Origin of the sequence: Pseudoalteromonas sp. T1lg76, assembly GCF_002964725.1 — a bacterium.
Classification (GTDB): Bacteria; Pseudomonadota; Gammaproteobacteria; order Enterobacterales; family Alteromonadaceae; genus Pseudoalteromonas.
Window position 1 is genome coordinate 44,585 of the sequence record NZ_PQCE01000006.1, and the last position, 26,946, is coordinate 71,530.

Genomic DNA, 26,946 nt, shown 5'->3' on the forward strand with positions numbered 1-26,946 from the left:
TTTTTATTCAATATAATCACCTTAGTAGTCGTAGCCCAGATTAGGCCCGAGCCATCTGTGCGCTTCGTCCAGCGTCATACCCTGGCGCTCGGCGTAATCTTCAACCTGGTCGCGCTGAATGCCCGCCACGGCGAAGTACTTGGAATCAGGATGGCTGAAATACCAGCCCGACACAGCCGCCCCCGGCCACATGGCGTAAGACGAAGTCAGCTTCATGCCGATGCGCTCTTCGACGTTCAGCAAGTCCCAGATCTTCGACTTCTCCGTATGCTCCGGGCAGGCCGGATAACCAGGCGCCGGGCGAATACCCTGATAATTTTCGCGAATTAGCTCATCATTACTGAGCGCTTCATCCGTGGCGTAGCCCCAATGTACCTTACGCACCTGCTCATGCAGATACTCGGCAAAGGCTTCGGCGAGACGGTCGGCCACGGCCTTGACCATGATCTTATTGTAGTCATCACCTTGGGCATCAAAGGCATCGGCCAGCGCGTCTTCTTCCAAGCCGCCGGTGACGGCAAAGGCACCAAAGTAATCCGGCGTGCCCTTGGGCGCCACATAATCTGCTAAGCAGTAGTTGGCAAAGCCCTTTTTCTCGGTTTGCTGACGCAACTGACACGAACGCAACAACACCTGAGAGCGGGTTTCATCGGCGTAAATTTCGATGTCGTCGCCGACGCGGTTGGCCGGGAACAAACCTATCACCCCCTTGGGCTGTATACTGCGCTCACGGGCAAACTTATCGAGCATGGCATTGGCATCGGCAAACAGCGACTGCGCCTGCTCACCCACCACCTCGTCATTGAGAATGCGTGGATACTTGCCCGCCAGCGACCAGGTCATAAAAAACGGGGTCCAGTCGATATAATGACGCAAGGTGTCTATGGCCACATCGTGGAACTCCTGCACGCCCAGCTTACTGGGAACCGGTGGCACATAGTTTTGCCAGTCCAGCTTGGCATGGTTGGCCCGTGCCTGCTGTAAACCAATGGGCTTGGAGCGCGGTTTCTTACGCGCCTGTTGCTCACGCACCTTTTCGTACTCGACCTTGGTTTTAGCCACAAAGTCCGCCTTGGCGGTTTTACTCAACAGGCTGGAGGCCACGCCCACGGCGCGGCTGGCATTATTCACATAGATCACACCCTTGTCGTATTGGGGCTCAATTTTCACCGCCGTGTGCGCCTTGGAGGTGGTGGCACCGCCAATCAGCAGCGGTATCTCAAAGCCGCGACGGGTCATTTCCTTGGCCACATGCACCATCTCGTCAAGGGATGGGGTAATAAGGCCGGATAAACCTATGATATCGGCGTTTTCATCGATGGCGGTTTGCAGAATTTTCTCCGCCGGCACCATCACGCCCAGGTCTATCACCTCATAGTTATTACATTGCAGCACCACGCCGACGATGTTTTTGCCTATGTCGTGCACATCGCCCTTTACCGTGGCCATAATAATTTTACCGTTGGTCTGCCCTTCTTCCTTTTCGGCTTCAATATAGGGGTCGAGGTAGGCCACTGCGCGCTTCATAACCCGCGCCGATTTCACCACCTGAGGCAAGAACATCTTACCGGCACCAAAGAGGTCACCGACCACATTCATGCCATCCATCAGCGGCCCTTCGATAACCTCAATGGGCTTGGCAAACTGCTGGCGACAGGCCTCTGTGTCTTCTTCAATGTAATCGGTGATGCCCTTCACCAGGGCGTGCTCCAGGCGTTTTTCCACCGGCCAGGAGCGCCATTCCAGGTCTTCCACCTTCTCGGCCTGAGCCATGCCCGAGTATTTAGGCGCCAGCTCAACCAAGCGCTCGCCCGCCCCCGGGTCTTTATTAAGGATCACATCCTCAACCGCATTGCGTAGCTCTTCGGGAATATCGTCATACACCGCCAGCTGGCCGGCATTAACTATGCCCATGTCCATGCCCGCTTGGATGGCGTGATACAGGAATACCGAGTGAATGGCTTCGCGCACCGGATTATTACCACGGAATGAGAAGGACACATTCGACACCCCGCCGGACACCTTACAGTACGGCAGGTTTTCTTTGATGCGGCGGGTGCCCTCTATAAATTCAACGGCGTAGTTATCGTGCTCTTCGATGCCCGTGGCCACGGCGAAAATATTGGGGTCGAAAATAATGTCTTCCGGCGGGAAGCCGAGCTCGTCTACCAAAATACGGTAGGAGCGCTCACAGATTGCAAACTTACGGTCTGCGGTTTCCGCCTGGCCGGTTTCATCAAAGGCCATGACCACCACGGCGGCGCCAAAGCGCTTCAGGATTTTTGCCTGGTGACGGAACGGCTCTTCCCCTTCTTTAAGGGAAATGGAGTTCACAATTGCCTTGCCTTGAATACACTTAAGGCCCGCTTCAATCACCTCCCACTTGGAGGAGTCGACCATGATCGGCACCTTGGAGATATCCGGCTCCGAGGCGATCAGATTAAGAAACTTCACCATCGCCGCCTTGGAGTCCAACATGGCTTCGTCCATGTTGATATCGATCACCTGGGCGCCGCTTTCTACTTGTTCGCGGGCCACATCCAGGGCGGTTTCATAGTCTTCTTCCATGATCAGGCGCTTAAAACGCGCCGAGCCGGTGACATTGGTACGCTCACCGACATTGGTAAAAATGGCTGTATTGGTCATAGTTGATAGCCCCTTAATTCAAGTTACAGGCTTCAAGGCCGCTGAGACGCATGCGCACCGGCAGCTCGGGGAGCGCTCGTGGTGCGGTGTTCTTTAAGCCGTCGCTAAAGGCTTTAATATGCTCGGGCGTGGTACCACAGCAGCCACCAACGATATTGATAAAGCCCTGCTCGCCCCAGTCGATGATCTCCTCGGCCATTTCTTCGGCTTCCAGGTCGTACTCACCGAACTCGTTGGGCAAACCGGCATTGGGGTGCACCGAGGTAAAGGTTTCACATACGGTGGATAGCTCCTCCACGTACTGGCGCAGCAGATCCGGGCCTAAGGCGCAATTAAGGCCGATGGAAAGCGGCTTAATATGACGAATGGAGTTATAGAAAGCCTCTGTGGTTTGTCCCGACAGGGTGCGGCCCGAGGCATCGGTAATGGTGCCGGAGATCATCACAGGCAAACTGGTGCCGGCCTGCTCGAAGGCCTCTTCCACCGCAAAGGCCGCGGCCTTGGCATTGAGGGTATCAAAAATGGTTTCGATCAAGATCAGGTCGGCACCGCCTTCCATCAGCGCCAAAGTCGACTCGATATAGGCCTCAACCAGTTTATCGAAGGTGATATTACGATAACCCGGGTCGTTCACGTCCGGCGAGATAGAGCAGGTCTTGGACGTGGGCCCAAGCACACCGGCCACGTAGCGCGGTTTATTTGGCTCCTTGGCGGTAAATTCATCGGCCACCTTGCGGGCTAAGCGCGCCGACTCGAAATTAATCTCGCGGCTAAGGCTTGCCATGTCGTAGTCTTCCATGGAAATGGTGGTGGCGTTAAAGGTGTTGGTTTCTATAATATCCGCACCAGCTTCAAGGTATTCGCGATGGATTTGCGCGATCACCTCGGGTTGCGTCAGGCTTAACAAATCGTTGTTGCCCTTCACCAGCACATGCCAGTCTTTAAAGCGCTCGCCGCGATAGTCGTTTTCCTCAAACTTATGTTTTTGGATCATGGTGCCCATGGCGCCATCGAGAATTAAAATACGCTGTTTGAGGGCCGCTTCGAGGGCGTGACGTTTATTCGGCATAATTATCTGTCCTTACATCCTGGCTCACCAGATTAATATCATAGGGCGTGGTTTGATACACGTAGTAGTTTAGCCAATTGGAAAATAACAAGAAGGCATGGCTTTGCCAGGTTTTCGACGGTTTTAAGGCCGGGTTATCCTCGGGAAAATAGTTTTTCGGTTTATCCACATCCAGGCCCTTGTCGACATCGCGTTGATACTCTTTTTGCAAGGTATCGGCGTCGTATTCCGGGTGCCCGGTCAGGTACACCTGCGAGCCGCTTTGGTTTTTAAGTAAGTAGGCACCCACTTCCTCTGAACCGGCAAGCACCACAAGATCTTCGCGCGCGGCAATTTTATTGATATCGATATGACCGTAGCGCGAGTGTGGCACCAAGAAACGGTCGTCAAAACCGCGGGTGAGCGCGCCGTGGTCGAAATAACACTGGTGTTCAAACACACCGCATAGTTTGTTGGCCTGGAGTTCACGTTTCAAACCATAGTGATGATACAAACCGGCATGAGCGGCCCAACAGCTAAACAGGGTCGAGGTGACATGATGCTCGGCCCAGTCGAAAAACTCCTGTAATTCCTGCCAATAGCCTACCTCATCATATTCAAGATGGGCCAGCGGCGCGCCTGTGATGATCACCGCATCATAGTTAGTGTCTTTCACATCGCTGAAATAGCGATAAAACATGTCCAAGTGCTGCTCGGAGTTGGCGCTGGATCTATGGGTATCAAGACGCAGTAAGTCCACGTTGACCTGCAAGGGGGTGTTGGCCAGCAAGCGAATAAACTGCACTTCCGTTTCCACCTTATTCGGCATCAGGTTCAATATGGCCAAACGCATGGGCCTGATCTCCTGCGTGCTGGCACGACTTTTCGGCATCACAAAGACATTTTCTTGGCGCAATTGCGAAATCGCTGGCAACGCATCCTGAACCGTAATAGGCATAGTGAACTCCAATGCTAATATTAGAAGGGCTATTATGACCCTCCCACTGGAAATATCAACCTCTAGATGTTTAGACGTCCATATAAATTTTACAGCGCGGCTCTCCCTTGCCATAATGCCGCGCGTCGAATTAAGTATAAGGGACCCAAGGTGGGATTAGGAGAATTAGCAGCAATCTGTGCCGCCATTGTCTGGGCGTTTTCAACCCTGCTCTACAAAACCTTTAGCCATCACCTTTCGCCCTTACAGCTCAATGTCAGCAAGGGCTTGCTGGCGTCACTGATGATGGTCGCAGCCATTGTTATCACCGCAGACTCTAACATCCCGCAGCAAGTAGCCGCCTGGGGTTGGCTTATCGCCGGTGGTATTATTGGCATTGCCATCGGTGACAGCGCCTACTTTGGCGCCCTGCGCAATATTGGTCCGGCGCGTACCCTGATCATAGAGTCACTTGCCCCCGCCTTGGCAGGCATACTTAATATCCTGTTGCTGGGACACTACCTGTCCACACTGGCCTGGGTCGGTATTATCGTCACCACGGTCGGGGTGGTGATTGCCATTCGGCCACAGCATGCCTTACCAAGCCTGGATAAGCGTCATTATGTAATCGGCGTATCCTTGGCGCTGCTGGCGGCACTGTGCCAGGCCACCGGCATGGTGATGTCAAAAGGAGCAATGAACCTAGAGTCAATGAGTAGTTTGTGGGCGGCGATGATACGTCTGGTATCGGGCACCCTCACCGTGGCTTTGGTGGTGGCGCTGATCAAACACTCGGACCTGTATCAGGCAATCCGCTTAAAAGGCATAGATAAGAAGCATTGGTTGTTGGTGGCGGTATTCTTCGGCACCTTTATCGGCCTGTGGCTGCAGTTAGCGTCGGTAAAATACACCGACCCGGCCATAGCGCAAACCCTCTTTGCCACCGCCCCGTTGATGGTGATGACCTTCGGCTTTTTTAAACGTGAGCCGGTGAGCGCAAACATGATCCTCGGCGGCGTTTTAGCTCTAGCCGGCGTCGGCATTCTACTGGCAAATTAAGCGGCTAAAAACGTGGCCTTTCGTTGACGCTTTTACCCTAGAGACTCTACAATAGCGGCTGATAATTTTAGTCATATTGCAAAGGTTCCTTTCATGGTTTTACCTGATAAGTTTATTTTCTCGATGAGTCGAGTGTCTAAGGTTGTGCCGCCTAAGCGCACCATCCTAAAAGACATTTCTCTGCACTTTTTCCCTGGCGCAAAAATTGGTGTACTTGGTCTAAACGGCTCGGGTAAATCTAGCCTGTTACGTATCATGGCCGGCGTTGATAAAGATTTTGAAGGTGAGGCTCACCCTCAACCGGGCGTGAAAATTGGTTACCTGCCACAGGAGCCGGTACTTGATGAAAGCAAAACCGTGCGTGAAGTGGTTGAAGAAGCGGTAAGCGAAGTTAAAAACGCCCTGACCCGCCTTGATGAAGTATATGCCGAATACGCCATGGAAGATGCGGACTTTGATGCCCTAGCCAAAGAGCAAGGCGAACTTGAAGCCATTATCCAGGCACATGACGGTCATAACCTGGACAACGCTCTAGAGCGTGCCGCCGATGCCCTTCGTCTACCTGCATGGGATGCAAAAGTTGAACATCTTTCCGGTGGTGAGCGACGCCGTGTGGCGATTTGTCGTTTGCTACTTGAAAAGCCAGACATGCTTATTCTCGACGAACCGACCAACCACCTGGATGCAGAATCTGTGGCTTGGTTGGAGCGCTTCCTGCACGATTACGAAGGCACAGTAGTGGCGGTAACCCACGACCGTTACTTCCTTGATAACGTTGCCGGTTGGATCCTTGAGCTTGACCGTGGTGAAGGTATTCCATGGGAAGGCAACTACTCATCTTGGCTAGAGCAAAAAGATGCCCGTTTGAAGCAAGAGCAAAAAGCGGAAAAAGCACGCCAGAAATCAATTGCCCAAGAGCTTGAGTGGGTGCGTTCAAACCCTAAAGGTCGCCAAGCCAAGTCTAAAGCGCGTATGGCCCAGTTCGCCGAGCTACAGCAAAGCGATTACCAAAAGCGTAACGAAACCAATGAACTGTTTATTCCACCGGGTCCACGCCTGGGCGATCAGGTAATCGAGGTTAAAGGTCTGAACAAGAGCTTTGGCGATCGTCAGTTGATCGACAACCTGGAATTCACCGTGCCTAAGGGTGCCATCGTCGGCATTATCGGTGCTAACGGTGCCGGTAAATCAACCCTGTTTAAGATGCTAAGCGGCGATGAGCAGCCGGATAGCGGTGAAATCACTATTGGTGAAACCGTAGAGCTGGCCACAGTGGATCAGTTCCGTGGCAATATGGACGATAGCAAAACCGTATTTGAAGAAATCGCTGACGGTCAGGACGTGCTAAAAGTGGGTAACTTCGAATTCCCAAGCCGTGCCTACGTGGGTCGCTTTAACTTTAAAGGCAATGACCAGCAGAAGTTTGTAAAAGACCTATCAGGTGGTGAGCGTAACCGTTTACACCTTGCCAAGCTGCTTAAAGCGGGCGGCAACGTCTTGCTACTGGATGAGCCTACCAACGACCTGGACGTAGAAACTCTGCGCGCCTTGGAGAATGCGATTCTAGAATTCCCGGGCTGTGTGATGGTTATTTCGCACGATCGTTGGTTCCTTGACCGTATCGCTACGCATATTCTGGATTACCGTGACGAAGGTCAGATCAACTTCTTCGATGGTAACTACACAGAGTACGAAGCCTGGTTGAAGAAAACGCTGGGCGCCGATGCCGCACAACCTAAGCGTATTAAATATAAGAAAATTGGTTAATTAACCAATTGCAAAAGCCCCAGCAATGGGGCTTTTTTGTATCCCCTGTTCATAGACAAAATTGCCCGTCGCCAACTACACTGACTAAATACCCTGCTTTTTAGGAGTGTTTATGCACGAGCGTCGCCACTTTACCCGGGTACTGTTTCAACGCCCCACTCTAGTCACCGACCATCAACATCTCTACCCCAGCCAGTTACTCGACCTCTCACTTACAGGTGCCCTGATCAGCCACCCAGAGAACTTCCACCCCAGCCTAGGGGCAGAACTGCAACTGAGCTTTACCCTAGCCGACACCGATATCGAACAGCCGCATATTGGTTTACGCTGCATCCTCATTGACTTAGATAGCGCCACGCATTTAAAACGTCTTATTGAACTTAATGTCGGGGATGATAAGCTATTGCACCGAGAGCTGGTACAGCCGGCCTCGGTGGAACAACAATAAAATAGACTCAGTGAGAGCAGCAATTATGATCATGGAATCCATGCAAGGGTTTATTCCCTTTTTGATGTATTTTGGCCTTGGCTACCTGTTGGTTTTGGCATTTTTGTTTTTATACACCCTAGTCACCCCCCACTGTGAGTGGACTTTGATGAAGGAAAACAATGCCGCCGCCGCAACCGCCTTTAGCGGTGCCTTTATTGGCTTTACCCTGCCGGTTGCCAGTGCCGCGGTGAACTCGGTATCCATTATTGACTTCGCCATCTGGGGTGTCATTGCCGGTGTTATGCAGCTTATTACCTTTTTCTTAGTACGCCTGTATATGCCTAAATTGTCTGAAAAAATTGCCAACGGCCATATGAGCGCCGGAGCCTTTTTAGGTATCGCCTCGCTGGCGACCGGAATTCTTAACGCCGCTTGTATTACCTACTAAGGAGCGGTGATTATGAAAAGGACGAGTAAATTAAAACTGACCCTGATGCTGGGTGCCACCGCAGGGCTTAGCGGTTGTGGCGATCCGGACGAGTCGGCTCTGCTCTTTAACGATACCGAAGACTGTATGAGCTTTGGTGTCGAGCAGGACGTGTGCCAGGCGCAGTACCAGGAAGCCCTGGCCAACCACGCCATGGAAGCGCCTAAGTATGTCAACGAAGGCCTGTGTGAAAATGACTTTGGCTTTGACCAGTGCGAACAGGAAGGCAGTATCTGGCGCCCCATTATGGCCGGCTTTATGATAGCCGCGGTGGCCGAGGCGGTCGATGAAGGCCTCGACCTGATGAAAAAGAAAAAGCGTAAAAAGTACGCCTATCTGGGCGGTAGCTACTACTCGGGCGCCAAGCCCCTGTATCGCTCCCGAGATGACTTTTTCAGTTTCCGTAATGCCAACAATGGCTATATCGGCTCGGTGAATAACCGCGGCACCACCATGGTGAAGAAATCGCAAATCCACTACTCAAGCAAGCCTAAAACCGTCACCAGTTCACGCGGTGGTTTTGGTCGTCGCGCCGCATCTCGCAGCAGCTTTGGTAGTTAGATGTTTCGCCAACCCATCACTGAGCGGTCAGACTTGGCCGCTCAGGCCGATTACTTCGGCTTCGAGTTCTGCAATATAGATGGCGAAAAGTATTGGGACGAGAGCGCCTATTATCAATTTACCCTGAAGCAAATTGAAAACGACCTGGAAGACCCGACCAACGAGCTCGAGCAGATGTGCCTGGAATTGGTCGATAAGGTGGTTCGGGACGAATACTGGCTAAAGAAGTTTGCCCTGCCCGAGCGCTTTTGGGATTTTGTCGCCACCAGTTGGCATAACAAAGAGCCCAGCCTGTATGGGCGCATGGACTTTAGTTATCAGGGCACAGGCCCGGCTAAACTGCTGGAATACAATGCCGACACCCCCACCTCCATCTACGAGGCGGGTTTTTTCCAATGGCTATGGCTGGAGCAACAGGTAGACAGGGGCGTACTGCCAAGGCGTGCCGATCAATTCAACAGCATACAAGAAGCCTTGATCAGCCGCTTTAACCACTTCAGCAACCAGGATGCCATCCACCTTGTTCACAGCCGCGATTCGCTGGAAGACAAGGGCACGGTCGCCTATTTGCAAGACTGCGCCTATCAGGGGGGTATGCCGACCATAAGAATGGCCATTGAGGACATAGGCATAGACGCCAAGGGCCAGCTTACCGACCTTGATGACACGCCAATCTCCCAGTTATTTAAACTTTACCCCTGGGAAGAGCTGTTTTTTGATGAATTCGCGCCACAGCTGTTAAGCACGGATACCCTGTTTGTGGAGCCGCCGTGGAAGGCAGTGCTCTCGAATAAGGCTATTTTACCGCTGCTTTGGCAAATGTTCCCCGGGCATCCCAATTTACTACCCAGCTATTTTGCCGGGGAAGAAGGCGAAGGGCTCGAACGAGGCTATGTCAGCAAACCCTTATTTAGCCGTGAGGGAGAAAACATCACCTGGGTACACCCCAGCAAGGGCCGGGTTCATCAAGGCGGCAGCTACGGCGGTGAGGGCTTTATTACCCAGGCCTTAGCGCCTCTGCCCGTATTTGCCGGCAACCACACCTTGATAGGCTCCTGGGTCGTAGGTCATAAAAGCTGTGGCCTGACTATTCGTGAGGATAATGGCCCCATCACCAAGGACACCTCGCGCTTTGTGCCGCATATTATTCTTGGCTAAACATCGGACACAAAAAAACCGCTTACTTAAGCGGTTTTTTTATCGGCATTAAAGAATCTGATTCTCTTTCCAGGCTTGCTCTTTGGCCATGCGCTTTTTACGCTTGTCGCACGGGTCGTCGCAGTCACAGGCTTTTTCTATGCCTACAGAGCCCAGGCCACCACAGCTGCTGGCCATTGATTTGCGTTGAACGATAACACCTACCGCCATCGCCGCGATAATAATCAAAAGCAGACCAAAGGTAAGAAGAAATAGCTGCATTGTCTGTGCCCCTTAAAAATGACAATCAACGGCTGAGTCAGCCACGGGCGTTATTATACGCCCGCTTTAACCTGACTACAAATATGGCTTAAACGCCGGACTTGAATAGGTTTTTAAGCCTTCCGATGTTTTGCTGATCAAATACACGGGTAGGTTATTGGCCTCGGCATAGGCTTTAGCTCGCTCCGTACCCATTACCGTTAGCGCCGTAGCCAGGCCGTCGGCGGTCATGGCACTGGGGTGTAACACGGTCACAGACACCAGGTCGTGCTTAATCGGCATACCGGTTTGCGGGTCAATCAAGTGCGTGTATACCTCGCCGTCCATCTCATAGAAGATACGATAATCACCTGAGGTCGCCACGCCCATAGAGCCCGGCTCTAAGGTACGATGGATTTTACGCTCACCCTTTGGTGCATCCGGTTGCTCAATGGCAATCACCCAAGGCTTGTTCCCCGGTTTGTGCCCGGCAATACGCATCTCGCCGCCAATCTCAACCATATAGTTGGCTATGCCTTGGCGCTCAAGTAAGTCTGCCACCTTATCTATACCGAAACCTTTGGCGGTCGCCGAAAAGCTCAGCTCCAAACCGTCTACCGACTTAGCTAAGCCCTGCTCGTTCAGGGTCAGCTTATCAACGCCGATATTGGCGACCATGGCATCAAGCTCAGCCTGCGTAGGTCGCTGCGTCGGGCGCTTATCCGGGCCAAAGCCCCAGAGATCAATCAGCGGGCCCATGGTCACATCCAGGGTCTTGGTGGAGAAGCCCAAACGGATAGACTCCGCCGTCACGGTGCGAAAGTCCGCACTGATGGCCATCACCTCTCCCGCGCTCAAGCGGTTAAACTGGTTGATTTCCGAGTCGGGTATATAGGTCGACATGGACTGATTCACGGCTTTTAAGGCCTGCTCTATGTCGCCATGTAGATTCAGCGATGCCAAATGCTCGCCGGTGGCATACAGCTTGATGTTATAGGTAGTGCCCATGGTTTTACCATGCAGCAGTAACTCTTGCTGCTCGGGCTCACCGGCCTTATCACAACCGCTAAGTAGGCCAAAGGTAAGGGCGAAAATCACTAAGGCCGTGACACGTAGAATAGGTTTCATCTGTAATACTCGCGTGAGAAAAAAGAAAAGGCTCCCTAACCTTAGCTAGGAAGCCCTTATACCTAATGTTAACGAATATACATCGTTAAATTAGCCGCCGAAGTCATCCAGTAGGATGTTCTCGTCTTCAACACCTAAATCTTTAAGCATGTTGATAACGGCCGCGTTCATCATAGGTGGTCCACACATGTAGAACTCACAATCTTCAGGCGCGTCGTGGTCCTTCAGATAGTTGTCATACAATACGTTGTGGATAAAGCCAGTGTAACCTTCCCAGTTGTCCTCTGGTTGAGGATCTGAAAGGGCTACGTGCCATACGAAGTTATCGTTTTCAGCAGCTAGGCCGTCGAAATCTTCTACATAGAACATTTCGCGCTTAGAACGTGCACCGTACCAGAAGCTCATCTTACGCTTAGAGTTAAGACGCTTAAGCTGGTCGAAAATGTGTGAACGCATAGGTGCCATACCTGCACCACCACCTACGAATACCATTTCTGCGTCTGTGTCTTTGGCGAAGAATTCACCGAATGGACCAGAAATAGTTACCTTGTCACCTGCTTTAAGCGACCAGATGTATGAAGACATCTTACCGCAAGGTAGGCTTAGGTTGTTTGGCGGCGGAGTCGCAATACGTACGTTAAGCATGATGATGCCGAACTCTTCTGGGTAGTTAGCCATTGAGTACGCACGGATTGTTTCTTCGTCAACTTTTGACTCTAGTTTGAAGAAGCCAAAACGATCCCAGTCTGCACGATATTCTTCAGGAATATCGAAGTCAGCGTATTTAACATGGTGAGCAGGCGCTTCGATCTGAATGTAACCACCGGCACGGAAAGGTACAACCTCACCTTCAGGGATAGCTAGTTTCAGTTCTTTAATGAAGGTTGCCTTGTTATCGTTAGAGATAACAGAACATTCCCACTTCTTGATACCGAAGATTGACTCTTCAAGTTCAATTTCCATGTCGCCTTTAACGGCAACCTGACACGCTAGACGACAGCCATGACGGGCTTCACCTTTAGAGATGTGGTCAAGCTCGGTCGGTAGGATATCACCACCACCCGATTTCACATCTACGCGACACTGGCCACATGAGCCACCGCCACCACAAGCAGACGATACGAAAATACCGGCATCTGCTAGTGCACCAAGTAGCTTGCTACCCGGTGAAGTTTTAATTGCTTTCTCAGGATCGCCATTGATCCCAATGGTGACGTCACCTGTGGGTACTAGCTTAGATTTAGCTGCAATAATAACTAAAACCAAGATAACCACGATAGCGACGAATACACCTACGCCTAAATATACCTCAAGCATGATTTCTCCTCGCTACCTTATAGTGAAATACCAGAGAATGACATAAAGCCAAGACCCATAAGACCTACGGTGATAAAGGTAATACCTAGACCACGCAGACCGTCTGGCACGTCTGAATACTTCATCTTCTCACGGATACCAGCAAGCAAAGTGATTGCCAGTGCCCAACCCACACCTGAGCCTAGGCCGAAAACCACTGACTCACCGAAGTTGTAGTTACGCTCTACCATGAAGGATACCGCACCGAAAATCGCACAGTTTACCGTGATCAATGGTAGGAAGATGCCCAGCGCGTTGTATAGCGGCGGGAAGAACTTATCCAGAGCCATCTCTAGAATTTGTACTAGGGCAGCAATAACACCGATGAAGGTTAGGAAGCGTAGGAAGCTTAAGTCAGCTTCTGGGAAACCCAACCACTCAAGTGCGCCTGGTGCCAATACCGCGTGATAAACCACTTGGTTTACCGGTACCGCAATACCTAGTACGAAGATAACCGCAATACCTAGGCCTAGTGACGTTTTTACTTTCTTAGATACAGCTAGGAAAGTACACATACCCAAGAAGAAGGCAAGCGCAAGGTTTTCAATGAAAACCGCTTTAACAAATAAGTTAAGATACTGTTCCACAACTCGCCCCTTATTTCGCTTCTACTTGGTCTTTCTTATAGGTACGAAGTACCCAGATGAATAGACCGATGATGAAGAATGCACTTGGTGGAAGGATCAATAGACCCATAGGCTGGTACCAGCCACCGTTTTGCACCAGTGGAATGATTTCCACATCGAATAGTGAACCTTTACCGAATAGCTCACGAATGAAACCAACAGTCAGTAGCACTACCGAGTAGCCAAGACCGTTACCAATACCGTCTAGGAATGACATCAAAGGCGGTGACTTCATTGCGTATGCTTCGGCACGACCCATTACGATACAGTTGGTAATGATTAGACCAACGAATACCGATAGCTCTTTTGCAGTTGCATAAGAGAAGGCCTGTAGCACCTGGTCAACCACGATTACCAATGAAGCGATAATCGTCATCTGTACGATAATACGAACGCTTGATGGGATCTGGTTACGGATCATCGAGATAAACAAGCTTGAGAAGGCTGTTACCAAGGTCAATGCGATTGACATGATCAAGGCATTTTTCAAGCTTGAAGTAACCGCCAGCGCAGAACAAATACCTAGTACTTGCAGGGCGATTGGGTTATTGGCGAAGACAGGTCCAAATAGAACCGACTTCATTTCTTTAGTATCAGCCATTATTTCAACGCTCCTTCACGTACTTTCGCAAGGAAAGGACCAAAGCCATGATCGCCAGTCCAGTAGTCAACCGTGTTATCAACACCGTTAGACGTCAGTGTTGCACCAGATAGACCATCAACTTGGTGAGCATTCTTGGCACCACTTTTCACTAGGTCAATAGGAAGCTCTTTTTCTTGCCACTGAGCCGTCCAAGTTGGGTTTTGGATTTCGCCACCCAGGCCTGGAGTTTCATTGTGCTTGTAGAAGATAAGGTTTTTAACAGTTTCACCGTCGTTTTCTAGCGCTAGGAAACCATACATTACACCCCAAAGACCGTAGCCCTGGATAGGTAGAATGATAGAGTTTACTGAGCCGTCGTCGGCGCGGCTAATGTATACCGGCGCTTCAGTAGTACGACGTTGAATACCCGCTTTATCTTGAGCTTTAGTTAGCTTGATGCTCATTGCCGCATCGAACTTACTTTTCTCAAAATCGTACGCTTTAATCCAAGCGCTACGAGCGTCTTCATTGTCAAACTGCACTTGTTGGCCGCTTTCAACATTAACAACTAGGGTTTCGATGTTTGCATCAAACGTAGATTGAACGTTTGTAACGCCTTCAAAACCAGCTGCAGCCAGGATATTGCTTTGAATATCTTTAAGCTTGTTTTCTTGCTGTAGTGGACGTAATTGTACTGATGCAAACGATACGATAACCGCACACACCAAACATAGTGACACTACTACACCAAGCGTTTTACCGATTGATTCGTTTTTACTAGCCACGTGCCAATCTCCTCTTGATGTTTGACTGCGCTACGAAGTGGTCGAATAGCGGCGCGAATAAGTTAGCAAATAGGATTGCTAGCATCATGCCTTCTGGGTACGCAGGGTTCACTACGCGGATCATTACCACCATGAAACCAATTAACGCACCGTAAGCCCACTTACCTTTATCGGTGAATGACGCTGAAACCGGGTCGGTTGCCATAAAGAACATACCGAAGGCGAAGCCACCCAGCACTAGGTGCCAATGCCAAGGCATAGCAAATGCTGCGTTAGTTTCAGAACCGATGAAGTTAAGTAACATTGATGTAACCACCATACCTAGGAAAGTACCTAGTACGATGCGCCACGAAGCAATACGCACATAAATAAGGAATAAACCACCGATAGCAAGCGCTAGCGTCGAGGTCTCACCTACAGAACCTTGAATGAAGCCGTAGAAAGCATTCCACCAAAGTTCCATGTTGGCGTAATCCAATGCACCTGTAGCCGCTTGGCCTAGGTAAGTTGCACCAGAGAAACCGTCAACCGCTGTCCATACCGTGTCACCTGAAATCTGCGCAGGGTATGCGAAGAATAGGAAAGCACGACCCGCTAGTGCCGGGTTTAGGAAGTTACGACCAGTACCACCGAATACCTCTTTGGCAATAACAACACCGAAGGTAATACCTAGGGCTACTTGCCAAAGTGGAATAGTCGCCGGCAGGATTAGCGCGAACAGCACAGAGGTTACGAAGAAACCTTCGTTTACTTCGTGCTTACGAACCGATGCAAATAGTACTTCCCAGAAACCACCCACAGCAAAAGTGACTGCGTAGATAGGTAGGAAGAAACAGGCACCGTAGAACATCTTCGCACCCCAACCCGAATCAGCGGTTAGTTCACCACCGAACAGTTGGAATAAAGCTACTTGCCATGAATCGCCAAGTGCAAAGCCGTTCGCGATTGCGTCAGCCGCTTGGTGACCAATGTTGAACATGCCAAAGAACATGGCTGGGAACGTTGCCATCCACACTAAAATCATAATACGTTTTAGGTCGATGTTATCGCGAACGTGAGTACCGCCTTTGTTTACATGGCCTGGTGTGTAGAAAATAGTCGCAGCTGCTTCATACAGGGCATACCATTTTTCGTGTTTACCGCCAGGTTCAAAATGCGGTTCGATGTCTTCTAAAAATTTCTTCAAGCCCATCTTAACCTTCCTTCTCGATGGTTGTCAGGCACTCACGAAGGATTGAACCGTACTCGTATTTACCAGGACAAACGAAGGTACACAATGCTAAATCTTCTTCGTCTAGCTCCAATGCGCCTAGGGTAATTGCGCTGTCTAAGTCACGTGCAATCAGGTCACGTAGCAGTAGCGTAGGCAAAATATCTAGCGGCATTACACGCTCATAGTTACCGATTGGTACCATGGCACGCTTAGAACCACCTGTAGAGGTAGTCATATTGAATAGACGACTTGGTGCAAGGTGACCAAGGAAGGTGCGTGTTACAGAGAACTTGTTGCTACCTGGTGCAATCCAACCAAATAGTTCCTTCTCACGACCTTCAAGCAGTACCGACACTTGCGTGTGGTAGCGACCTAGGAAGGCGTGTGGACCAGTGGCGTTAGTACCAGAAAGTACAGAACCAGAAATCACACGGTTGTCACCGTCTTCTAGTTCGCCCGCAACTAAATCGTCTAGTGCAGCACCCATGTGGGTCTTAACTAGGCGCGGGTTTTTAACGCGAGGACCGGCTAAAGAAATCACACGATCTGTGTAAATTTCGCCAGTTAGGAAAAGCTGACCGAAAGCAATCACGTCCTGGTAGCCTAGGTGCCAAACCTGCTTAGATGCAGATACTGGATCTAGGTGATGGATGTGAGTACCAACAAGACCGGCTGGGTGCTTGCCACCAAACTCATGTACTTCAACAGAAGCAACTGATGAGCTAGGTACTTGCGCGCCCGCTTTCTTACATACGTACACTTTACCTTCGGTAAGGCGTGAAACCACGGCCAGACCGGCTTCGAAAGCATCAGCATTTTCGGCAATCACAACCACTGGATCAGCGGCTAGCGGATTGGTGTCCATAGCAGTTACGAATACTGAGCTAGGCTTAGCATCTACCGCAGGAACTTTGCTGAAAGGACGAGTACGTAGTGCGGTCCATTGACCAGACTTAACAAGTTGATCGACAACTGTGTCGCGATCTAGGCTTGCTAGTTGGCTTTGGTCGAATTTGGCAAACGTTTCTTGCTCAGTGCCATTAACTTCAATAACAACTGATTGCAGTACACGTTTTGCACCACGGTTGATTTCTTTTACTACGCCGGCAGCCGGTGCAGTGTAGATTACGCCAGGATTCTTTTTATCTTCAAAAAGAACTTGGCCTTTTTTGACTTGGTCATCCACACGAACTCGCATGGTTGGACGCATGCCGATGTATTCTTCACCTAGCACAGCTACTCGTTTAACGGGTTGACCGTCATGAATAACTTGCTGAGGTGCGCCCTCTATCGGTAGATCCAGACCTTTTTTTATGTTGATCATACGCACTTGCATTACATTAAAGGAAAGAAACTTAAAATCTCACCAACCGCGCCGCTTAGCATCGACCGACTGGTACCAAACCGCGTTGTAAATGTAAGGCCAACTCCCCCTAACGACGTTTTAAAAACATCAAAATGAGTAATTATCAACCTACATCAGTAATACAAACGGTATAAAAGAGCACCTATGTCAGCCAGTGTTTCAAGCAACGCAGCGAACTTGTCACACATCTGCCGAATTTTAACATCATTCACGGCGACTATGCGAGTTAAAAAGTAAAAATTATCCAAGGATCAGCGGCGTTCTCGAATGAATAAACTTCAATATAGACCAAAGTCTTAATTCCGCGTGTTCAATTGTGACTAATTGCTAATTAATCACATAACACCGTTACCCAGATACAAAAAAGCCAGTCTTAAGACTGGCTTTTTTAGCAGATACAACCCAATTACAGCAGGTTGTTGATGGCCACATCCGGGTTCACATCCGCGTCATAGTCAACGCCGGCTAAATCAAAGCCGAATAGATGTAAGAACTCTTTGTGGTAACCCACGTAGTCGGTCAGCTCGTCTATGGTATCGGTATCAACCGTATCCCAAATAGTCTGAATGCGCTGCTGCACATCGTCTTCAAGCTCTTTGTAGTTCTGGAACAGGTGACCACCGTCATCAAAGCGTGGTGTTTCACCGTACAGGTTCTCTTTGAATAGCGCGGTAATTTGCTCTATGGTGCCTTCATAGGTACCGTCTGCTTTCATCACTTTGAATAGTGCTGAAATGTACAGAGGCATAATTGGAATAGCCGAGCTTGCCTGCGTCACTACTGCATTCAGTGAGCTTACATAGGCTTCGCCAGATAACGCAGCAGTCGATGCTTTGATCTCTTGTGCCGCACGGTCCAGGTCTTCTTTGGCTTTACCAATAGTCGCGTGACCATAGATAGGCCAGGTCAGCTCTTTACCAATATAGGTGTAAGCAGTAGTTTTGAAGTTGTCCGCCAATACGCCTGCTTCATTAAGAGCATCGATCCACAGCTGCCAGTCTTCACCACCCATCACTTTAACTGTGTTGGCAATTTCTTCTTCGCTGGCCGCTTCAACGCTCACTTCGTCGATAACACGCTTTGAAGTGTTAAGGTTTTTAGTGGTTACGCTTTCACCGATAGGCTTAAGCGTTGACGAGTAAGTTTCACCTGTTTTCGGGTCGGTACGACGCGGTGACGCCAAAGAGTAAATAACCAGGTCTACTTTACCTAGTTCACTCTTAATGGTGTCGATGGCTTGCGCCTTAATTTCATCAGAAAACGCATCGCCATTGATGTTCTTAGCCCAGATGCCAGCTTCGTCGGCAGCCTGTTGAAAGGCCGCAGTGTTATACCAACCTGCTGAGGCGGTTTTCTTCTCTGTGCCTTCTTTTTCAAAGAACACGCCCAGCGTTTTAGCGCCATGGCCAAATGCCGATACGATACGAGATGCTAGGCCGTAACCTGTTGATGAACCAATGACCAAAACGTTTTTTGGACCCTGGCCCAAGTCACCTTGGCTTTTTACATATTCTATTTGTTGTTGTACATGTGCCGCACAGCCTGCTGGGTGTGCGTTAGTGCATATAAATCCACGGATTTTAGGCTTAATGACCATGATAAAATTCCATATCTTGCCGAAAAATTAGCGCTAGTGTAGCGACTATTCTTCACTACACAGGTCTGATGACTCGCGCCGGGTGTTTAGTTATCAAATTTAGAACCGCCTAAACAGCTCGGCGACTCAGGGGCTTGCCCTTGCTTTTCGCTGAACTCTTCGGGGGTATAGGCATGGATAGCCAGCGCATGAATATGCTCACGCAGCTCCTGTGCCAAAATATCGTTTATAGCGCGATGACGTTGCAGCAGCCGCTGACCGGTAAATTGCTCACTGACCACCACCACCTTAAAATGGGACTCGCTGCCACGGGCATGCATATGGCTTTCATTTTCAACCCGCAGATGTTTGCAGGGAATGGCGGCGCTGAGTTTTTCCTCAATACGCGTTTGCATAGACATAAATAGAGTGCCTGCCAAATACTTAGGTGAGGCTACTATAGCAAAGACGAATCAATGTGGCGAAAGGTTAAATTGATACGCCCCTGCGTCACCTTGCGTTGCTTAGGCAGGCTATGAGCGTAGCAGTGCTGGCTTTGCCCCTTCATAATAAGCAGACTGCCATTGGTCAAGGCCAAGTCAGTTACCTCACCACTGGCTTTATGGCGTAATTTAAACTTGCGCAGCGCTCCTAAAGATATTGAGGCGATTACAGGCTCTGATCCTAATTCGGGTTCATCGTCACTGTGCCAACCCATACAATCCAGGCCATGGCGATAGTAATTAATCAAGACTGCATTAAAGTGACAGCCCAAGGCACCGTTGAGACGCTGGCGCATGGCGTCGAGCTCAGGTACCCAAGGTGCGGGCTCAAAACGCTGCTGGGAATATTCATAGGCACTGTCGGCATCGCCCATATAAAGCTGCAAGCGCGGGATAGCGTGCCACTTGCCATAGACCAAAATACTGGGTTGCTGCCAGGGCAAGGTATCACGTAAATGGGCAAACAATCGCTGTGCCTTAACCTCATCAAGGGCATGAGGCTGATAGCTAAACATGCCTGCTGGCAAGCTCGCCGGTAAGCTCGCAGGCAATTGGTCGTTGTTTTGGGTGTGGGTGTTGGCACGCATCGTGATAAACTAGCGCCATTGTCAGTTAAACCTAAGTGCTCATGATAACATCAGCTCAACTAGGTGGTAATACCTACCACTTACATCGCTTGCCATTACAACAGAAAAACCGCAGCCTGCAGGCCTGGGATGCGGCGGATGAATACCTTGTCGACTATATTAACGAGCATCATGCTGATGCCAAGCGCTTGCTGATCCTCAATGATGACTTCGGCGCCCTGGCCTGCGCCTTTAACCAATTAACTTCAGATTCAGTTAGCGACTCGTACATTGCTATACAAGCATGGCAGCATAATCTCAAAGAAAATAACTTGAATACCGAGCAACTTACGCCGCTGACCAGCCTTGAACCGCTTGCCGACGATTATGACCTAGTGGTCGGCAAAATACCGAAAAACAGCGGCTATATGCAGCATCAATTGGCGCAATTATCACAAAGTCTGAAGCCGGGTACCCCCGTGGTTCTGGCAGGCAAAACCAAAGCCATTCATACCTCAACCATTAATCTGGTGGAGCGTTATATTGGTCCGGCCAATACCACGTTGGCGCAAAAGAAGGCACGCCTTATCACCGCCACCATGCACAATAAAGCGCAGCAAAGCCCCTTCCCAAAAAGTTGGCAACTAGAAGGCAGCGACTTCACCTTGGTCAATCATGCCAATGTCTTTTCCCGCGACTCTTTGGATATAGGCGCACGCTTTTTCAGTAATTATCTGCCGCAGTCGAAAAAGCCCATTCGCATTATCGACCTCGGTTGTGGCAATGGTGTGATTGGTCTGCAAACCCTGATTAAATGCCCCGAGGCGCAAGTAACCTTTGTCGATGAGTCGGCCATGGCGGTAGCCTCGGCGCGCCAAACCATCCTAGAGAACCTGCCCATGAACTGCATCGTTGTGAGTTTATCCATAACGATTGTCTAAGTGGTTTTAATGCCCAAGGTTATGACCTGGTGTTATGTAACCCACCGTTTCATCAGCAAAATGCAGTGACCGATCATATCGCTTGGCAGATGTTTAACGACGCCAAAAAAGTATTGCGTCCCGGCGGTGAGCTTCGTATCGTAGGCAACCGACACCTTGATTACCATGAAAAACTAAAGCGCTTATTCGGCGGCTCCAAACTCCTTGGCTCAAACAAGAAGTTTGTCGTGCTGAGCGCGAAAAAAGTAATAGGATAATTATGTTTAACCGTTTTTCACTGTTGGCTATTATCGCTTTGAGCACGGCACTTACAGGATGTAGCAACCGCTCGGCACAAGCCATCTTAGACCCTTTCTACCAAAGCGGTCAGTTTACTAGCTATAACCAAAGCTTGTCGTTACAGGTGATTGACCAAAGAGCTAAGGCCCCAACCATTTCCATTGCCCAGGGCGAAAATCGTTATTTAATGTCCACCCCGGATTTAAATAACAAGATGCAAAAGGTTTTTACCCAGGCCTTAGAAGCTAACGGCGCCCAAATCAGTGCCATGGCTGGCACCCGTATGCAGGTAGCCATTCACACCTTAAACGCCACCGTGATGCAAAATACCGTGGATCACTACAGCGAGGCGCAAATCGCTCTGCAGGTGTTTGTCGAGCGCAATGGTAGTCAGTTCAATAAAATGTATAATGGCCAAAGCCAGTTTCGCGGTCCCTTTGGCTATGATCAGGCCAAGGTTGAGGCGCAACTAAATAAACTTATCGAACAGCTTGTGGCACGCATTATGAGCGACCCTGAGCTTAACAATTACATGCAAAAGGGAGCGATATGAACACTCGCCTCATCAGTGCCTTTTTTACCTTCTGTTTGTTGCTAACGCCCTTGGCGCACGCGGCGGTGCAGGGTGAATTTGTGCAAAAGAGCAATTTATTTCCCCGCGTTGAGTTCACAACCAGCCTAGGCAAAATCACCGTCGAGCTGGATCGTTCACGCGCACCACTGACGGTGAATAACTTTCTTACCTATGTGCAAGATGGCAGCTACAAGGGCTCGGTGTTTCACCGTGTTGAGCGCGATGAAGAAAACGAGCGCGACTTTGTGATCCAAGGCGGCGGCTACGACAAAGACTATGACGGCCTGCATGAAAATGACCCCATTTTCAACGAAAGCGGCAGCGGCCTTAAAAATGATATGTACACCATTGCCATGGCCTATCAAGACCGCAAACCACACTCGGCCACACGCCAGTTTTTCTTCAACATGGATAACAATGACCACCTTAACCCGGGCAGCGACTGGGGTTTTTCGGTATTCGGTTCCGTGGTAGAAGGCTTTGAAACCTTGGATAAAATCATGCGTGTTGAAACCGACTTTCAGGAGAAAATCGGTTACTCCTATGTCCCCAAACAAGCGGTGATTATTTATGATATTAAGGTGCTAGAGGCACAGCCGTACTAAATCTATCAGGGCGAGTCTAATCGCCCTTTTTCTTCTCGCTAATAATAAGAATAAACATGAGCCACACAGCCCTCTCTTTACGCGATTTCACCCAACATTTTCGCGACCGACGCCTGGTCACCGTGTTTATTTTTGGTATCAGCAGTGGCTTTCCCTGGGTGTTGATTGGCTCGGTCATGAGCGCCTGGCTTAAAGACGAAGGCCTCACTCGCTCGATGATCGGCCTGTTCGGCATGGTGTTTGGCGCCTACTCCATTAACTTTTTATGGTCGCCTCTGGTCGACCGGGTGCGCATTCCATTGCTCACCGATTGGCTGGGTCAACGCCGCAGTTGGATCTTATGCTGTCTCTGCATTGTGTTTGCTGCCACCCTGAGCATGGCGTTTGTCGATATCAGCGAGCAACTATTTGTTATAGCTCTGCTGGCACTGATTATTGCCATCGCCTCTGCCACCCAGGATATTGCCATTGATGCCTACCGTATTGATATACTGGCCGAAAATGAAAGTGAAAAAATGTCGGCGGCGGCGGCCATGGCAACCAGCGGATGGTGGACCGGTTATGCTCTGCTCGGCGCCATGCCCTTTTATGCCGCGGATATTCCCGGGGTGGATTGGCCGGATGTGTATTTGGCTTTGGCGGTTATTGTGGCGCTCTTGATCGTCTATGTATTCTTTGCCCAAGAGCCCGAGTCGAATCGCGAGCTTGTGCACGCCCGATTAGAGCAACAGTATCAGCAGCAACTCGGTAAACACGCCACCGTTTTACCACGTTGGTTAAATATCGTGATTGCCTGGCTTGGGGTGACCATTATCGAGCCGCTACGCAGTTTCTTTACCCGTAACGGGGTTAAAACCGCCTTAGCCTTACTGGCCTTTATCTTCCTCTTTAAAATTGGCGAGGCTTTCCTGGCACGCATGTCCATCGTCTTTTATAAAGAAGTGGGTTTTAGCAACTCAGATATCGCCACCTTTTCCAAGCTCGGCACCGCGGTACTCACCATTATTTTTGCCTTTTTAGGCAGCGTGTTTAATAATCGCTTCGGAATAGTAAAAGGTTTATTTATCAGCGGCATAGCTATGGCTGCATCGAACCTGATGTTCTCCTGGATTGCCGTCGCGGGCCCTAAACTCTCACTTTACGCGATGGCCATTGTTCTCGATGGCTTTACCCAGGCCTGGTCCTTGGTGGCCATGGTGGCCTTTATTTCCATGCTTTGTGACCGCGCCTTTAGCGCCACCCACTATGCCTTGCTTGCCTCTTTGGGCAATCTTGGACGCACCCTGTTATCGGGGTACAGTGGTGTCATAGTCGACGATTGGTTGCACGGCGATTGGTCGATGTTTTTTATTCTTACGGCGCTGATGGTAATACCGTCTTTGGTGTTTTTGTTCTTGATACGTAAACGCTTGTATCAGTTAGAGCGGCAGTTTCATGAAAATGGAAGGAATGCCAAGGGGCAGGAATAAAACTATAGAGCCCTTCCTGGGCTCCAGAAAATAGGCTGTCAATGCTTATTTGAGTAGCGCTAACCCTTCATAAGGATCCACATCCAGTGCTTCGCAATAACGCATAAATTCAATCACGTCCAAGCGACGTTCCTGATTTTCAATTTTACCTATGAATGAATGCGGCGTACCCAGAACTTGTGCCAAGCTGCGCATGGTATGGCCTTTCTCGTGGCGTTTATCTTTCAGCCACTTGGTTAGTCTTCCATTTTCCTCGGAAGAAACGGTTTTACCCATCATAATTACATCTCCTACTAGATGAATTAAAGTTTCTATAATTATTAGCGAATGAAATTTGCCCGTCTCATTCAGCCAGTATTAAAGCACATGTCCCATTTTAGGTATAGCGTATGTACAAAAGTTTACCTAATTTCGGCGCGAAATAGTTTGCATACCTTATTCAATAAAATACTACTGATAAATTAGATAGATAGCTCTAATTTATCAGGCCTGCGCTAAGTCTTTAATTTTTCTTTAGAGGGTAGGAATTTTGCGCTAAGATTGAGTTAAATCGTCATTTTTGGGGAAAAGATGTTTCGTTTGCTGTTTTTGTTGCCCGTGATTCTCTGCGCCGCTTGGTGGCTGTTTCTCAATGCCAACAATATTCCCCTAAAACAGGGCCGTAAGGGGTTCTTTTATATAATTATATTCTCATTGTTCGTCTTGGGCTTTTTCACCTTGATGGTGTACATAACGAACAGCGATTTATAGACATCAAAAATAAAAAAGCCGCATAAGCGGCTTTTTTCAAATTTATCTTAATTGCGTGGTTAAACGCTAAAGCTGGCACCACAGCCACAGGTGGTCGTGGCATTGGGGTTGCTAACGAAAAAGCGCGAGCCTTCCAAACCTTCGGTATAATCCACTTCACCATCAACCAGGTATTGCAAGCTCATAGGGTCAACCACTAGGGTCACACCATTTTTCACAATTTGCATATCGCCCGGGTTGGCTTCCTCGGCAAAAGTAAAACCATATTGGAAACCAGAACATCCGCCGCCGGTGACATAAACACGCAGCATTAGCGAAGGGTTTTCCTCCTCTTCGATCAACTGCTTAACGCGCGCTGCTGCGGCATCACTGAATTTAATTGGAACTTGCTCGGACATACCGTCTCTCTCACTACCTATTTGTGCAAATTATCTAATACCCGACTAAGTTAATCAAGTATTGGCTGCACCGCCTTGGTTTTTAGCCCCTAAGGCTAAAATACAAAGTCGCAAACCCTGATACTAAACAAGGATTTATTAGATAAGCTTTGATAAACTACTGTTAATAACCCTAGCCCCATCAAAGCCCAGAGGAATTGGTATGCATCTAGAGGCGCTGAGACGTCGCCTTGCCCGGCCAAAAACATCGGCACAACTGTGCTTATTAGGTATTGCCGCCGGCCTTATCGCTGCGGGCCTGATCATCATGTTTCGCCTGACGATTATCATAGCGCAGAACCTGTTCCTCGATGATTTCGACGACTTTACCACCCTCAGTGAACTGCAACGCTTTTTACTCCCGGTAGGCGCCGCCTGCGTTATTGCTTTTTTTGCCTATCTGACCGGCTTTAAGCATTATCGCCTGGGGATCCCTTTCGTTATTCACCGTATGAAGATGCACTATGGGCAAATGCCGTTTTACAACACGGTGAACCAATTTTTTGGTGGCGCCCTGGCGCTGATCAGCGGCTTTTCCGTGGGCCGTGAGGGCCCCTCGGTGCATATGGGCGCTACAGGTGCCAGTATTCTCGCCAATCAATTACACCTGCCTTATAACGCCATGCGTACCTTGAGCGGTTGCGGCGTGGCCGCCGGCATTGCAGCCTCCTTCAATACGCCGCTGGCGGCGGTGATCTTCGTAATGGAGGTGGTCATTCGTGAATACAAGGTGCATATCTTCGTGCCCATTATGCTGGCGGCTGTGACCGGTGCCCTGGCCACTCAGTTTGTTTTTGGTGCCGACTCAGAACTGGCATTGATTAGCGTAACCCCCTTGAGTTTTTGGCATTACCCTTACCTGGTGATCTGCGGCATGACCTTGGGTGCCGTCGCCTATGCCTTTAATAAGAATCTGATGCTGATTATCCGTACCTTTAAACCTCTCTCCATGTTGCCACGGTTGTTAATCGCCGGGGTTATCGCCGGTGGCATAGGCTATTTGGTGCCCCAGGCTATGGGCTCAGGCATGAGTGCCATTACCATCGCCATGACCTCCCCGGATAATGTGCAGCTGCTGCTAACCATATTAATAGCCAAACTGCTGGCCACCTTATTCGCTATCGGTTTGGGGATCCCTGGCGGAATTATCGGCCCGGTTATTGGCTTGGGCGTGGTGATGGGCACACTCATGTCCTTCTTTGCCCACCTTGTGGCGCCGGGCACAGATGTGGCAGGTACCTATGGCGTATTGGGCATGGCCGGCTTACTGGCCGCCACCTTACACGCTCCTTTGGCGGCGTTAACGGCTGTGATGGAGCTGACCTCCAGCCCGCAAATTATCGTGCCCGCCATGCTGGTGATAGTGACCGCCTATGTCACCGCCTTGCAGGTCTTTGGCAATCGCTCCATTTTCTTGCAACAGCTGGATTTCCAAGAGCTCACCTATCAGGTTTCTCCCGCCAAAGAAGCACTGCAGAAGGTCGGCATCATGGCGGAAATGAATGAAAACTTTAAGCTGCTGTACTCCGCCGACAAGGAGCAGATCAAGGAATCCCTCGCTCACCTTGATGGGCAAACGCCACTTATCGTCTACGACGAAGATAACGGCTACCGCCTTGCGGAATACGATTTAAACCTGATGTCTGAAGAAAACATCAATATTCTCTATGTTGAACTCGATGGTGTAAGCTCACAGGCCACCTTGGCCGATGCCTTTGATATTCTTAAAGATAAACGCAGTGGTGCTGTATATGTGTATGATATGCACGATGAAAAAGAAATCGTCGGTATTTTACGCTGGGATCAAATTCGCCACATCCTCACCATTCGTAACGCACTATTATAAAAAGGAAACC

Annotated in this window: 27 protein-coding genes and 1 pseudogene; 12 read left to right on the forward strand and 16 right to left on the reverse strand. The window is 49.7% G+C overall.

Going from position 1 to position 26,946, the window contains the following annotated elements; genetic code table 11:
- Positions 1 to 21: 21 nt before the first annotated feature.
- From metH to C2M35_RS02235, 3 genes are read right to left on the reverse strand one after another with little or no spacing between them, the layout of a single operon-like run.
- Positions 22 to 2,646, reverse strand: coding sequence for a methionine synthase (gene metH / locus C2M35_RS02225; RefSeq protein ID WP_105199716.1), 2,625 nt, complete (start codon positions 2,644 to 2,646; stop codon positions 22 to 24).
- A 13-nt stretch (positions 2,647 to 2,659) separates the two neighbouring features.
- A complete protein-coding gene (locus tag C2M35_RS02230) occupies positions 2,660 to 3,715 on the reverse strand; it encodes a homocysteine S-methyltransferase family protein (RefSeq protein ID WP_105264508.1) in 1,056 nt (351 codons plus the stop codon).
- Entirely contained in the window at positions 3,705 to 4,652 is a 948-nt protein-coding gene (locus C2M35_RS02235; protein ID WP_105264509.1) for a homoserine O-succinyltransferase, read from the reverse strand. The genes C2M35_RS02230 and C2M35_RS02235 overlap by 11 nt, the downstream gene beginning before the upstream one ends.
- Before the next feature lie 150 nt (positions 4,653 to 4,802).
- Here C2M35_RS02235 and C2M35_RS02240 point away from each other — a divergent pair, with 150 nt between their 5' ends.
- The 6 genes from C2M35_RS02240 (at position 4,803) to C2M35_RS02265 (ending at position 10,093) form a co-directional block, all read left to right on the forward strand.
- Positions 4,803 to 5,690 (forward strand): DMT family transporter, encoded by an 888-nt coding sequence (locus C2M35_RS02240; protein WP_234000012.1) that lies wholly within the window; start codon positions 4,803 to 4,805, stop codon positions 5,688 to 5,690.
- A 93-nt stretch (positions 5,691 to 5,783) separates the two neighbouring features.
- Positions 5,784 to 7,457, forward strand: a complete 1,674-nt coding sequence (gene ettA / locus C2M35_RS02245; RefSeq protein WP_105257756.1) for an energy-dependent translational throttle protein EttA — start codon at positions 5,784 to 5,786, stop codon at positions 7,455 to 7,457.
- A gap of 112 nt (positions 7,458 to 7,569) precedes the next feature.
- Positions 7,570 to 7,905 carry a PilZ domain-containing protein gene (locus C2M35_RS02250; RefSeq protein WP_105199707.1) on the forward strand — a complete coding sequence of 112 codons (336 nt, stop codon included), beginning with the start codon at positions 7,570 to 7,572 and terminating at the stop codon, positions 7,903 to 7,905.
- A gap of 25 nt (positions 7,906 to 7,930) precedes the next feature.
- A complete protein-coding gene (locus tag C2M35_RS02255; RefSeq protein ID WP_105199706.1) occupies positions 7,931 to 8,335 on the forward strand; it encodes a DUF350 domain-containing protein in 405 nt (134 codons plus the stop codon).
- A 12-nt stretch (positions 8,336 to 8,347) separates the two neighbouring features.
- Positions 8,348 to 8,935 carry a DUF1190 domain-containing protein gene (locus tag C2M35_RS02260; RefSeq protein ID WP_105264511.1) on the forward strand — a complete coding sequence of 196 codons (588 nt, stop codon included), beginning with the start codon at positions 8,348 to 8,350 and terminating at the stop codon, positions 8,933 to 8,935.
- Positions 8,936 to 10,093 (forward strand): glutathionylspermidine synthase family protein, encoded by a 1,158-nt coding sequence (locus C2M35_RS02265; RefSeq protein ID WP_105264512.1) that lies wholly within the window; start codon positions 8,936 to 8,938, stop codon positions 10,091 to 10,093.
- A 48-nt stretch (positions 10,094 to 10,141) separates the two neighbouring features.
- Here the strand turns inward: C2M35_RS02265 and nqrM are convergent, their stop codons facing one another.
- From nqrM to C2M35_RS02320, 11 genes are all read right to left on the reverse strand, one after another.
- The gene (nqrM, locus tag C2M35_RS02270; RefSeq protein ID WP_105199703.1) at positions 10,142 to 10,354 is read right to left on the reverse strand and encodes a (Na+)-NQR maturation NqrM; all 213 of its coding nucleotides are present in this window, start codon (positions 10,352 to 10,354) and stop codon (positions 10,142 to 10,144) included.
- A 75-nt stretch (positions 10,355 to 10,429) separates the two neighbouring features.
- Complete coding sequence (locus tag C2M35_RS02275) at positions 10,430 to 11,461, reverse strand: FAD:protein FMN transferase (protein WP_105264513.1); 1,032 nt, start codon at positions 11,459 to 11,461, stop codon at positions 10,430 to 10,432.
- A gap of 90 nt (positions 11,462 to 11,551) precedes the next feature.
- On the reverse strand, positions 11,552 to 12,778 hold the full coding sequence (nqrF, locus tag C2M35_RS02280; protein ID WP_105199701.1) for an NADH:ubiquinone reductase (Na(+)-transporting) subunit F: 1,227 nt from the start codon (positions 12,776 to 12,778) through the stop codon (positions 11,552 to 11,554).
- 17 nt (positions 12,779 to 12,795) lie between these two features.
- Positions 12,796 to 13,404 (reverse strand): NADH:ubiquinone reductase (Na(+)-transporting) subunit E, encoded by a 609-nt coding sequence (gene nqrE / locus C2M35_RS02285; protein ID WP_105188154.1) that lies wholly within the window; start codon positions 13,402 to 13,404, stop codon positions 12,796 to 12,798.
- Between the two features lie 10 nt (positions 13,405 to 13,414).
- Positions 13,415 to 14,044, reverse strand: a complete 630-nt coding sequence (locus C2M35_RS02290; protein WP_105199699.1) for an NADH:ubiquinone reductase (Na(+)-transporting) subunit D — start codon at positions 14,042 to 14,044, stop codon at positions 13,415 to 13,417.
- Entirely contained in the window at positions 14,044 to 14,811 is a 768-nt protein-coding gene (locus tag C2M35_RS02295) for a Na(+)-translocating NADH-quinone reductase subunit C (RefSeq protein ID WP_105199698.1), read from the reverse strand. The genes C2M35_RS02290 and C2M35_RS02295 overlap by 1 nt, the downstream gene beginning before the upstream one ends.
- Complete coding sequence (locus tag C2M35_RS02300; RefSeq protein ID WP_105199697.1) at positions 14,804 to 16,003, reverse strand: NADH:ubiquinone reductase (Na(+)-transporting) subunit B; 1,200 nt, start codon at positions 16,001 to 16,003, stop codon at positions 14,804 to 14,806. The genes C2M35_RS02295 and C2M35_RS02300 overlap by 8 nt, the downstream gene beginning before the upstream one ends.
- Before the next feature lies 1 nt (position 16,004).
- Entirely contained in the window at positions 16,005 to 17,348 is a 1,344-nt protein-coding gene (locus tag C2M35_RS02305; protein WP_105199696.1) for a Na(+)-translocating NADH-quinone reductase subunit A, read from the reverse strand.
- A gap of 448 nt (positions 17,349 to 17,796) precedes the next feature.
- Positions 17,797 to 18,987 (reverse strand): enoyl-ACP reductase FabV, encoded by a 1,191-nt coding sequence (gene fabV, locus C2M35_RS02310; protein ID WP_105264514.1) that lies wholly within the window; start codon positions 18,985 to 18,987, stop codon positions 17,797 to 17,799.
- 86 nt (positions 18,988 to 19,073) lie between these two features.
- A complete protein-coding gene (locus tag C2M35_RS02315) occupies positions 19,074 to 19,388 on the reverse strand; it encodes a BolA family protein (RefSeq protein WP_105199694.1) in 315 nt (104 codons plus the stop codon).
- Between the two features lie 35 nt (positions 19,389 to 19,423).
- Positions 19,424 to 20,056 (reverse strand): alpha-ketoglutarate-dependent dioxygenase AlkB family protein, encoded by a 633-nt coding sequence (locus tag C2M35_RS02320; RefSeq protein WP_105264515.1) that lies wholly within the window; start codon positions 20,054 to 20,056, stop codon positions 19,424 to 19,426.
- A 41-nt stretch (positions 20,057 to 20,097) separates the two neighbouring features.
- On the opposite strand from C2M35_RS02320, the pseudogene C2M35_RS02325 reads away from it, so the two are divergent.
- From C2M35_RS02325 to C2M35_RS02340, 4 genes and pseudogenes are all read left to right on the forward strand, one after another.
- Positions 20,098 to 21,233 (forward strand): annotated as a pseudogene (locus tag C2M35_RS02325) (methyltransferase).
- A 2-nt stretch (positions 21,234 to 21,235) separates the two neighbouring features.
- Positions 21,236 to 21,808 (forward strand): YajG family lipoprotein, encoded by a 573-nt coding sequence (locus C2M35_RS02330; RefSeq protein WP_105199691.1) that lies wholly within the window; start codon positions 21,236 to 21,238, stop codon positions 21,806 to 21,808.
- A complete protein-coding gene (locus C2M35_RS02335) occupies positions 21,805 to 22,434 on the forward strand; it encodes a peptidylprolyl isomerase (protein ID WP_105213212.1) in 630 nt (209 codons plus the stop codon). The genes C2M35_RS02330 and C2M35_RS02335 overlap by 4 nt, the downstream gene beginning before the upstream one ends.
- A 56-nt stretch (positions 22,435 to 22,490) precedes the next feature.
- Entirely contained in the window at positions 22,491 to 23,903 is a 1,413-nt protein-coding gene (locus tag C2M35_RS02340) for an AmpG family muropeptide MFS transporter (RefSeq protein ID WP_105264516.1), read from the forward strand.
- 45 nt (positions 23,904 to 23,948) lie between these two features.
- On the opposite strand, the gene C2M35_RS02345 is transcribed toward C2M35_RS02340, so the two are convergent.
- Entirely contained in the window at positions 23,949 to 24,182 is a 234-nt protein-coding gene (locus C2M35_RS02345; RefSeq protein ID WP_105199688.1) for a helix-turn-helix domain-containing protein, read from the reverse strand.
- 291 nt (positions 24,183 to 24,473) lie between these two features.
- Between C2M35_RS02345 and C2M35_RS15735 the strand changes: the two genes are divergently transcribed.
- Positions 24,474 to 24,653 (forward strand): hypothetical protein, encoded by a 180-nt coding sequence (locus C2M35_RS15735; protein WP_105199687.1) that lies wholly within the window; start codon positions 24,474 to 24,476, stop codon positions 24,651 to 24,653.
- Between the two features lie 59 nt (positions 24,654 to 24,712).
- On the opposite strand, the gene erpA is transcribed toward C2M35_RS15735, so the two are convergent.
- Entirely contained in the window at positions 24,713 to 25,051 is a 339-nt protein-coding gene (gene erpA / locus C2M35_RS02355; protein ID WP_105199686.1) for an iron-sulfur cluster insertion protein ErpA, read from the reverse strand.
- A gap of 202 nt (positions 25,052 to 25,253) precedes the next feature.
- Here erpA and C2M35_RS02360 point away from each other — a divergent pair, with 202 nt between their 5' ends.
- Complete coding sequence (locus C2M35_RS02360; RefSeq protein ID WP_105199685.1) at positions 25,254 to 26,936, forward strand: chloride channel protein; 1,683 nt, start codon at positions 25,254 to 25,256, stop codon at positions 26,934 to 26,936.
- Positions 26,937 to 26,946 lie beyond the last annotated feature (10 nt).

Bases quoted from the DNA above. Each gene is read 5' to 3' on its own strand.
- nqrM (WP_105199703.1), bottom strand. From the start codon at position 10,354: ATGCAGCTATTTCTTCTTACCTTTGGTCTGCTTTTGATTATTATCGCG.
- C2M35_RS02330 (WP_105199691.1), top strand. From the start codon at position 21,236: ATGTTTAACCGTTTTTCACTGTTGGCTATTATCGCTTTGAGCACGGCA.
- C2M35_RS02230 (WP_105264508.1), bottom strand. From the start codon at position 3,715: ATGCCGAATAAACGTCACGCCCTCGAAGCGGCCCTCAAACAGCGTATT.
- C2M35_RS02260 (WP_105264511.1), top strand. From the start codon at position 8,348: ATGAAAAGGACGAGTAAATTAAAACTGACCCTGATGCTGGGTGCCACC.
- erpA (WP_105199686.1), bottom strand. From the start codon at position 25,051: ATGTCCGAGCAAGTTCCAATTAAATTCAGTGATGCCGCAGCAGCGCGC.
- nqrF (WP_105199701.1), bottom strand. From the start codon at position 12,778: ATGCTTGAGGTATATTTAGGCGTAGGTGTATTCGTCGCTATCGTGGTT.
- C2M35_RS02255 (WP_105199706.1), top strand. From the start codon at position 7,931: ATGATCATGGAATCCATGCAAGGGTTTATTCCCTTTTTGATGTATTTT.
- C2M35_RS02340 (WP_105264516.1), top strand. From the start codon at position 22,491: ATGAGCCACACAGCCCTCTCTTTACGCGATTTCACCCAACATTTTCGC.
- C2M35_RS02275 (WP_105264513.1), bottom strand. From the start codon at position 11,461: ATGAAACCTATTCTACGTGTCACGGCCTTAGTGATTTTCGCCCTTACC.
- C2M35_RS02320 (WP_105264515.1), bottom strand. From the start codon at position 20,056: ATGCGTGCCAACACCCACACCCAAAACAACGACCAATTGCCTGCGAGC.
- C2M35_RS15735 (WP_105199687.1), top strand. From the start codon at position 24,474: ATGTTTCGTTTGCTGTTTTTGTTGCCCGTGATTCTCTGCGCCGCTTGG.
- C2M35_RS02360 (WP_105199685.1), top strand. From the start codon at position 25,254: ATGCATCTAGAGGCGCTGAGACGTCGCCTTGCCCGGCCAAAAACATCG.
- C2M35_RS02345 (WP_105199688.1), bottom strand. From the start codon at position 24,182: ATGATGGGTAAAACCGTTTCTTCCGAGGAAAATGGAAGACTAACCAAG.
- C2M35_RS02265 (WP_105264512.1), top strand. From the start codon at position 8,936: ATGTTTCGCCAACCCATCACTGAGCGGTCAGACTTGGCCGCTCAGGCC.
- C2M35_RS02335 (WP_105213212.1), top strand. From the start codon at position 21,805: ATGAACACTCGCCTCATCAGTGCCTTTTTTACCTTCTGTTTGTTGCTA.
- C2M35_RS02315 (WP_105199694.1), bottom strand. From the start codon at position 19,388: ATGTCTATGCAAACGCGTATTGAGGAAAAACTCAGCGCCGCCATTCCC.
- C2M35_RS02305 (WP_105199696.1), bottom strand. From the start codon at position 17,348: ATGATCAACATAAAAAAAGGTCTGGATCTACCGATAGAGGGCGCACCT.
- metH (WP_105199716.1), bottom strand. From the start codon at position 2,646: ATGACCAATACAGCCATTTTTACCAATGTCGGTGAGCGTACCAATGTC.
- C2M35_RS02235 (WP_105264509.1), bottom strand. From the start codon at position 4,652: ATGCCTATTACGGTTCAGGATGCGTTGCCAGCGATTTCGCAATTGCGC.
- C2M35_RS02290 (WP_105199699.1), bottom strand. From the start codon at position 14,044: ATGGCTGATACTAAAGAAATGAAGTCGGTTCTATTTGGACCTGTCTTC.
- C2M35_RS02300 (WP_105199697.1), bottom strand. From the start codon at position 16,003: ATGGGCTTGAAGAAATTTTTAGAAGACATCGAACCGCATTTTGAACCT.
- fabV (WP_105264514.1), bottom strand. From the start codon at position 18,987: ATGGTCATTAAGCCTAAAATCCGTGGATTTATATGCACTAACGCACAC.
- C2M35_RS02250 (WP_105199707.1), top strand. From the start codon at position 7,570: ATGCACGAGCGTCGCCACTTTACCCGGGTACTGTTTCAACGCCCCACT.
- ettA (WP_105257756.1), top strand. From the start codon at position 5,784: ATGGTTTTACCTGATAAGTTTATTTTCTCGATGAGTCGAGTGTCTAAG.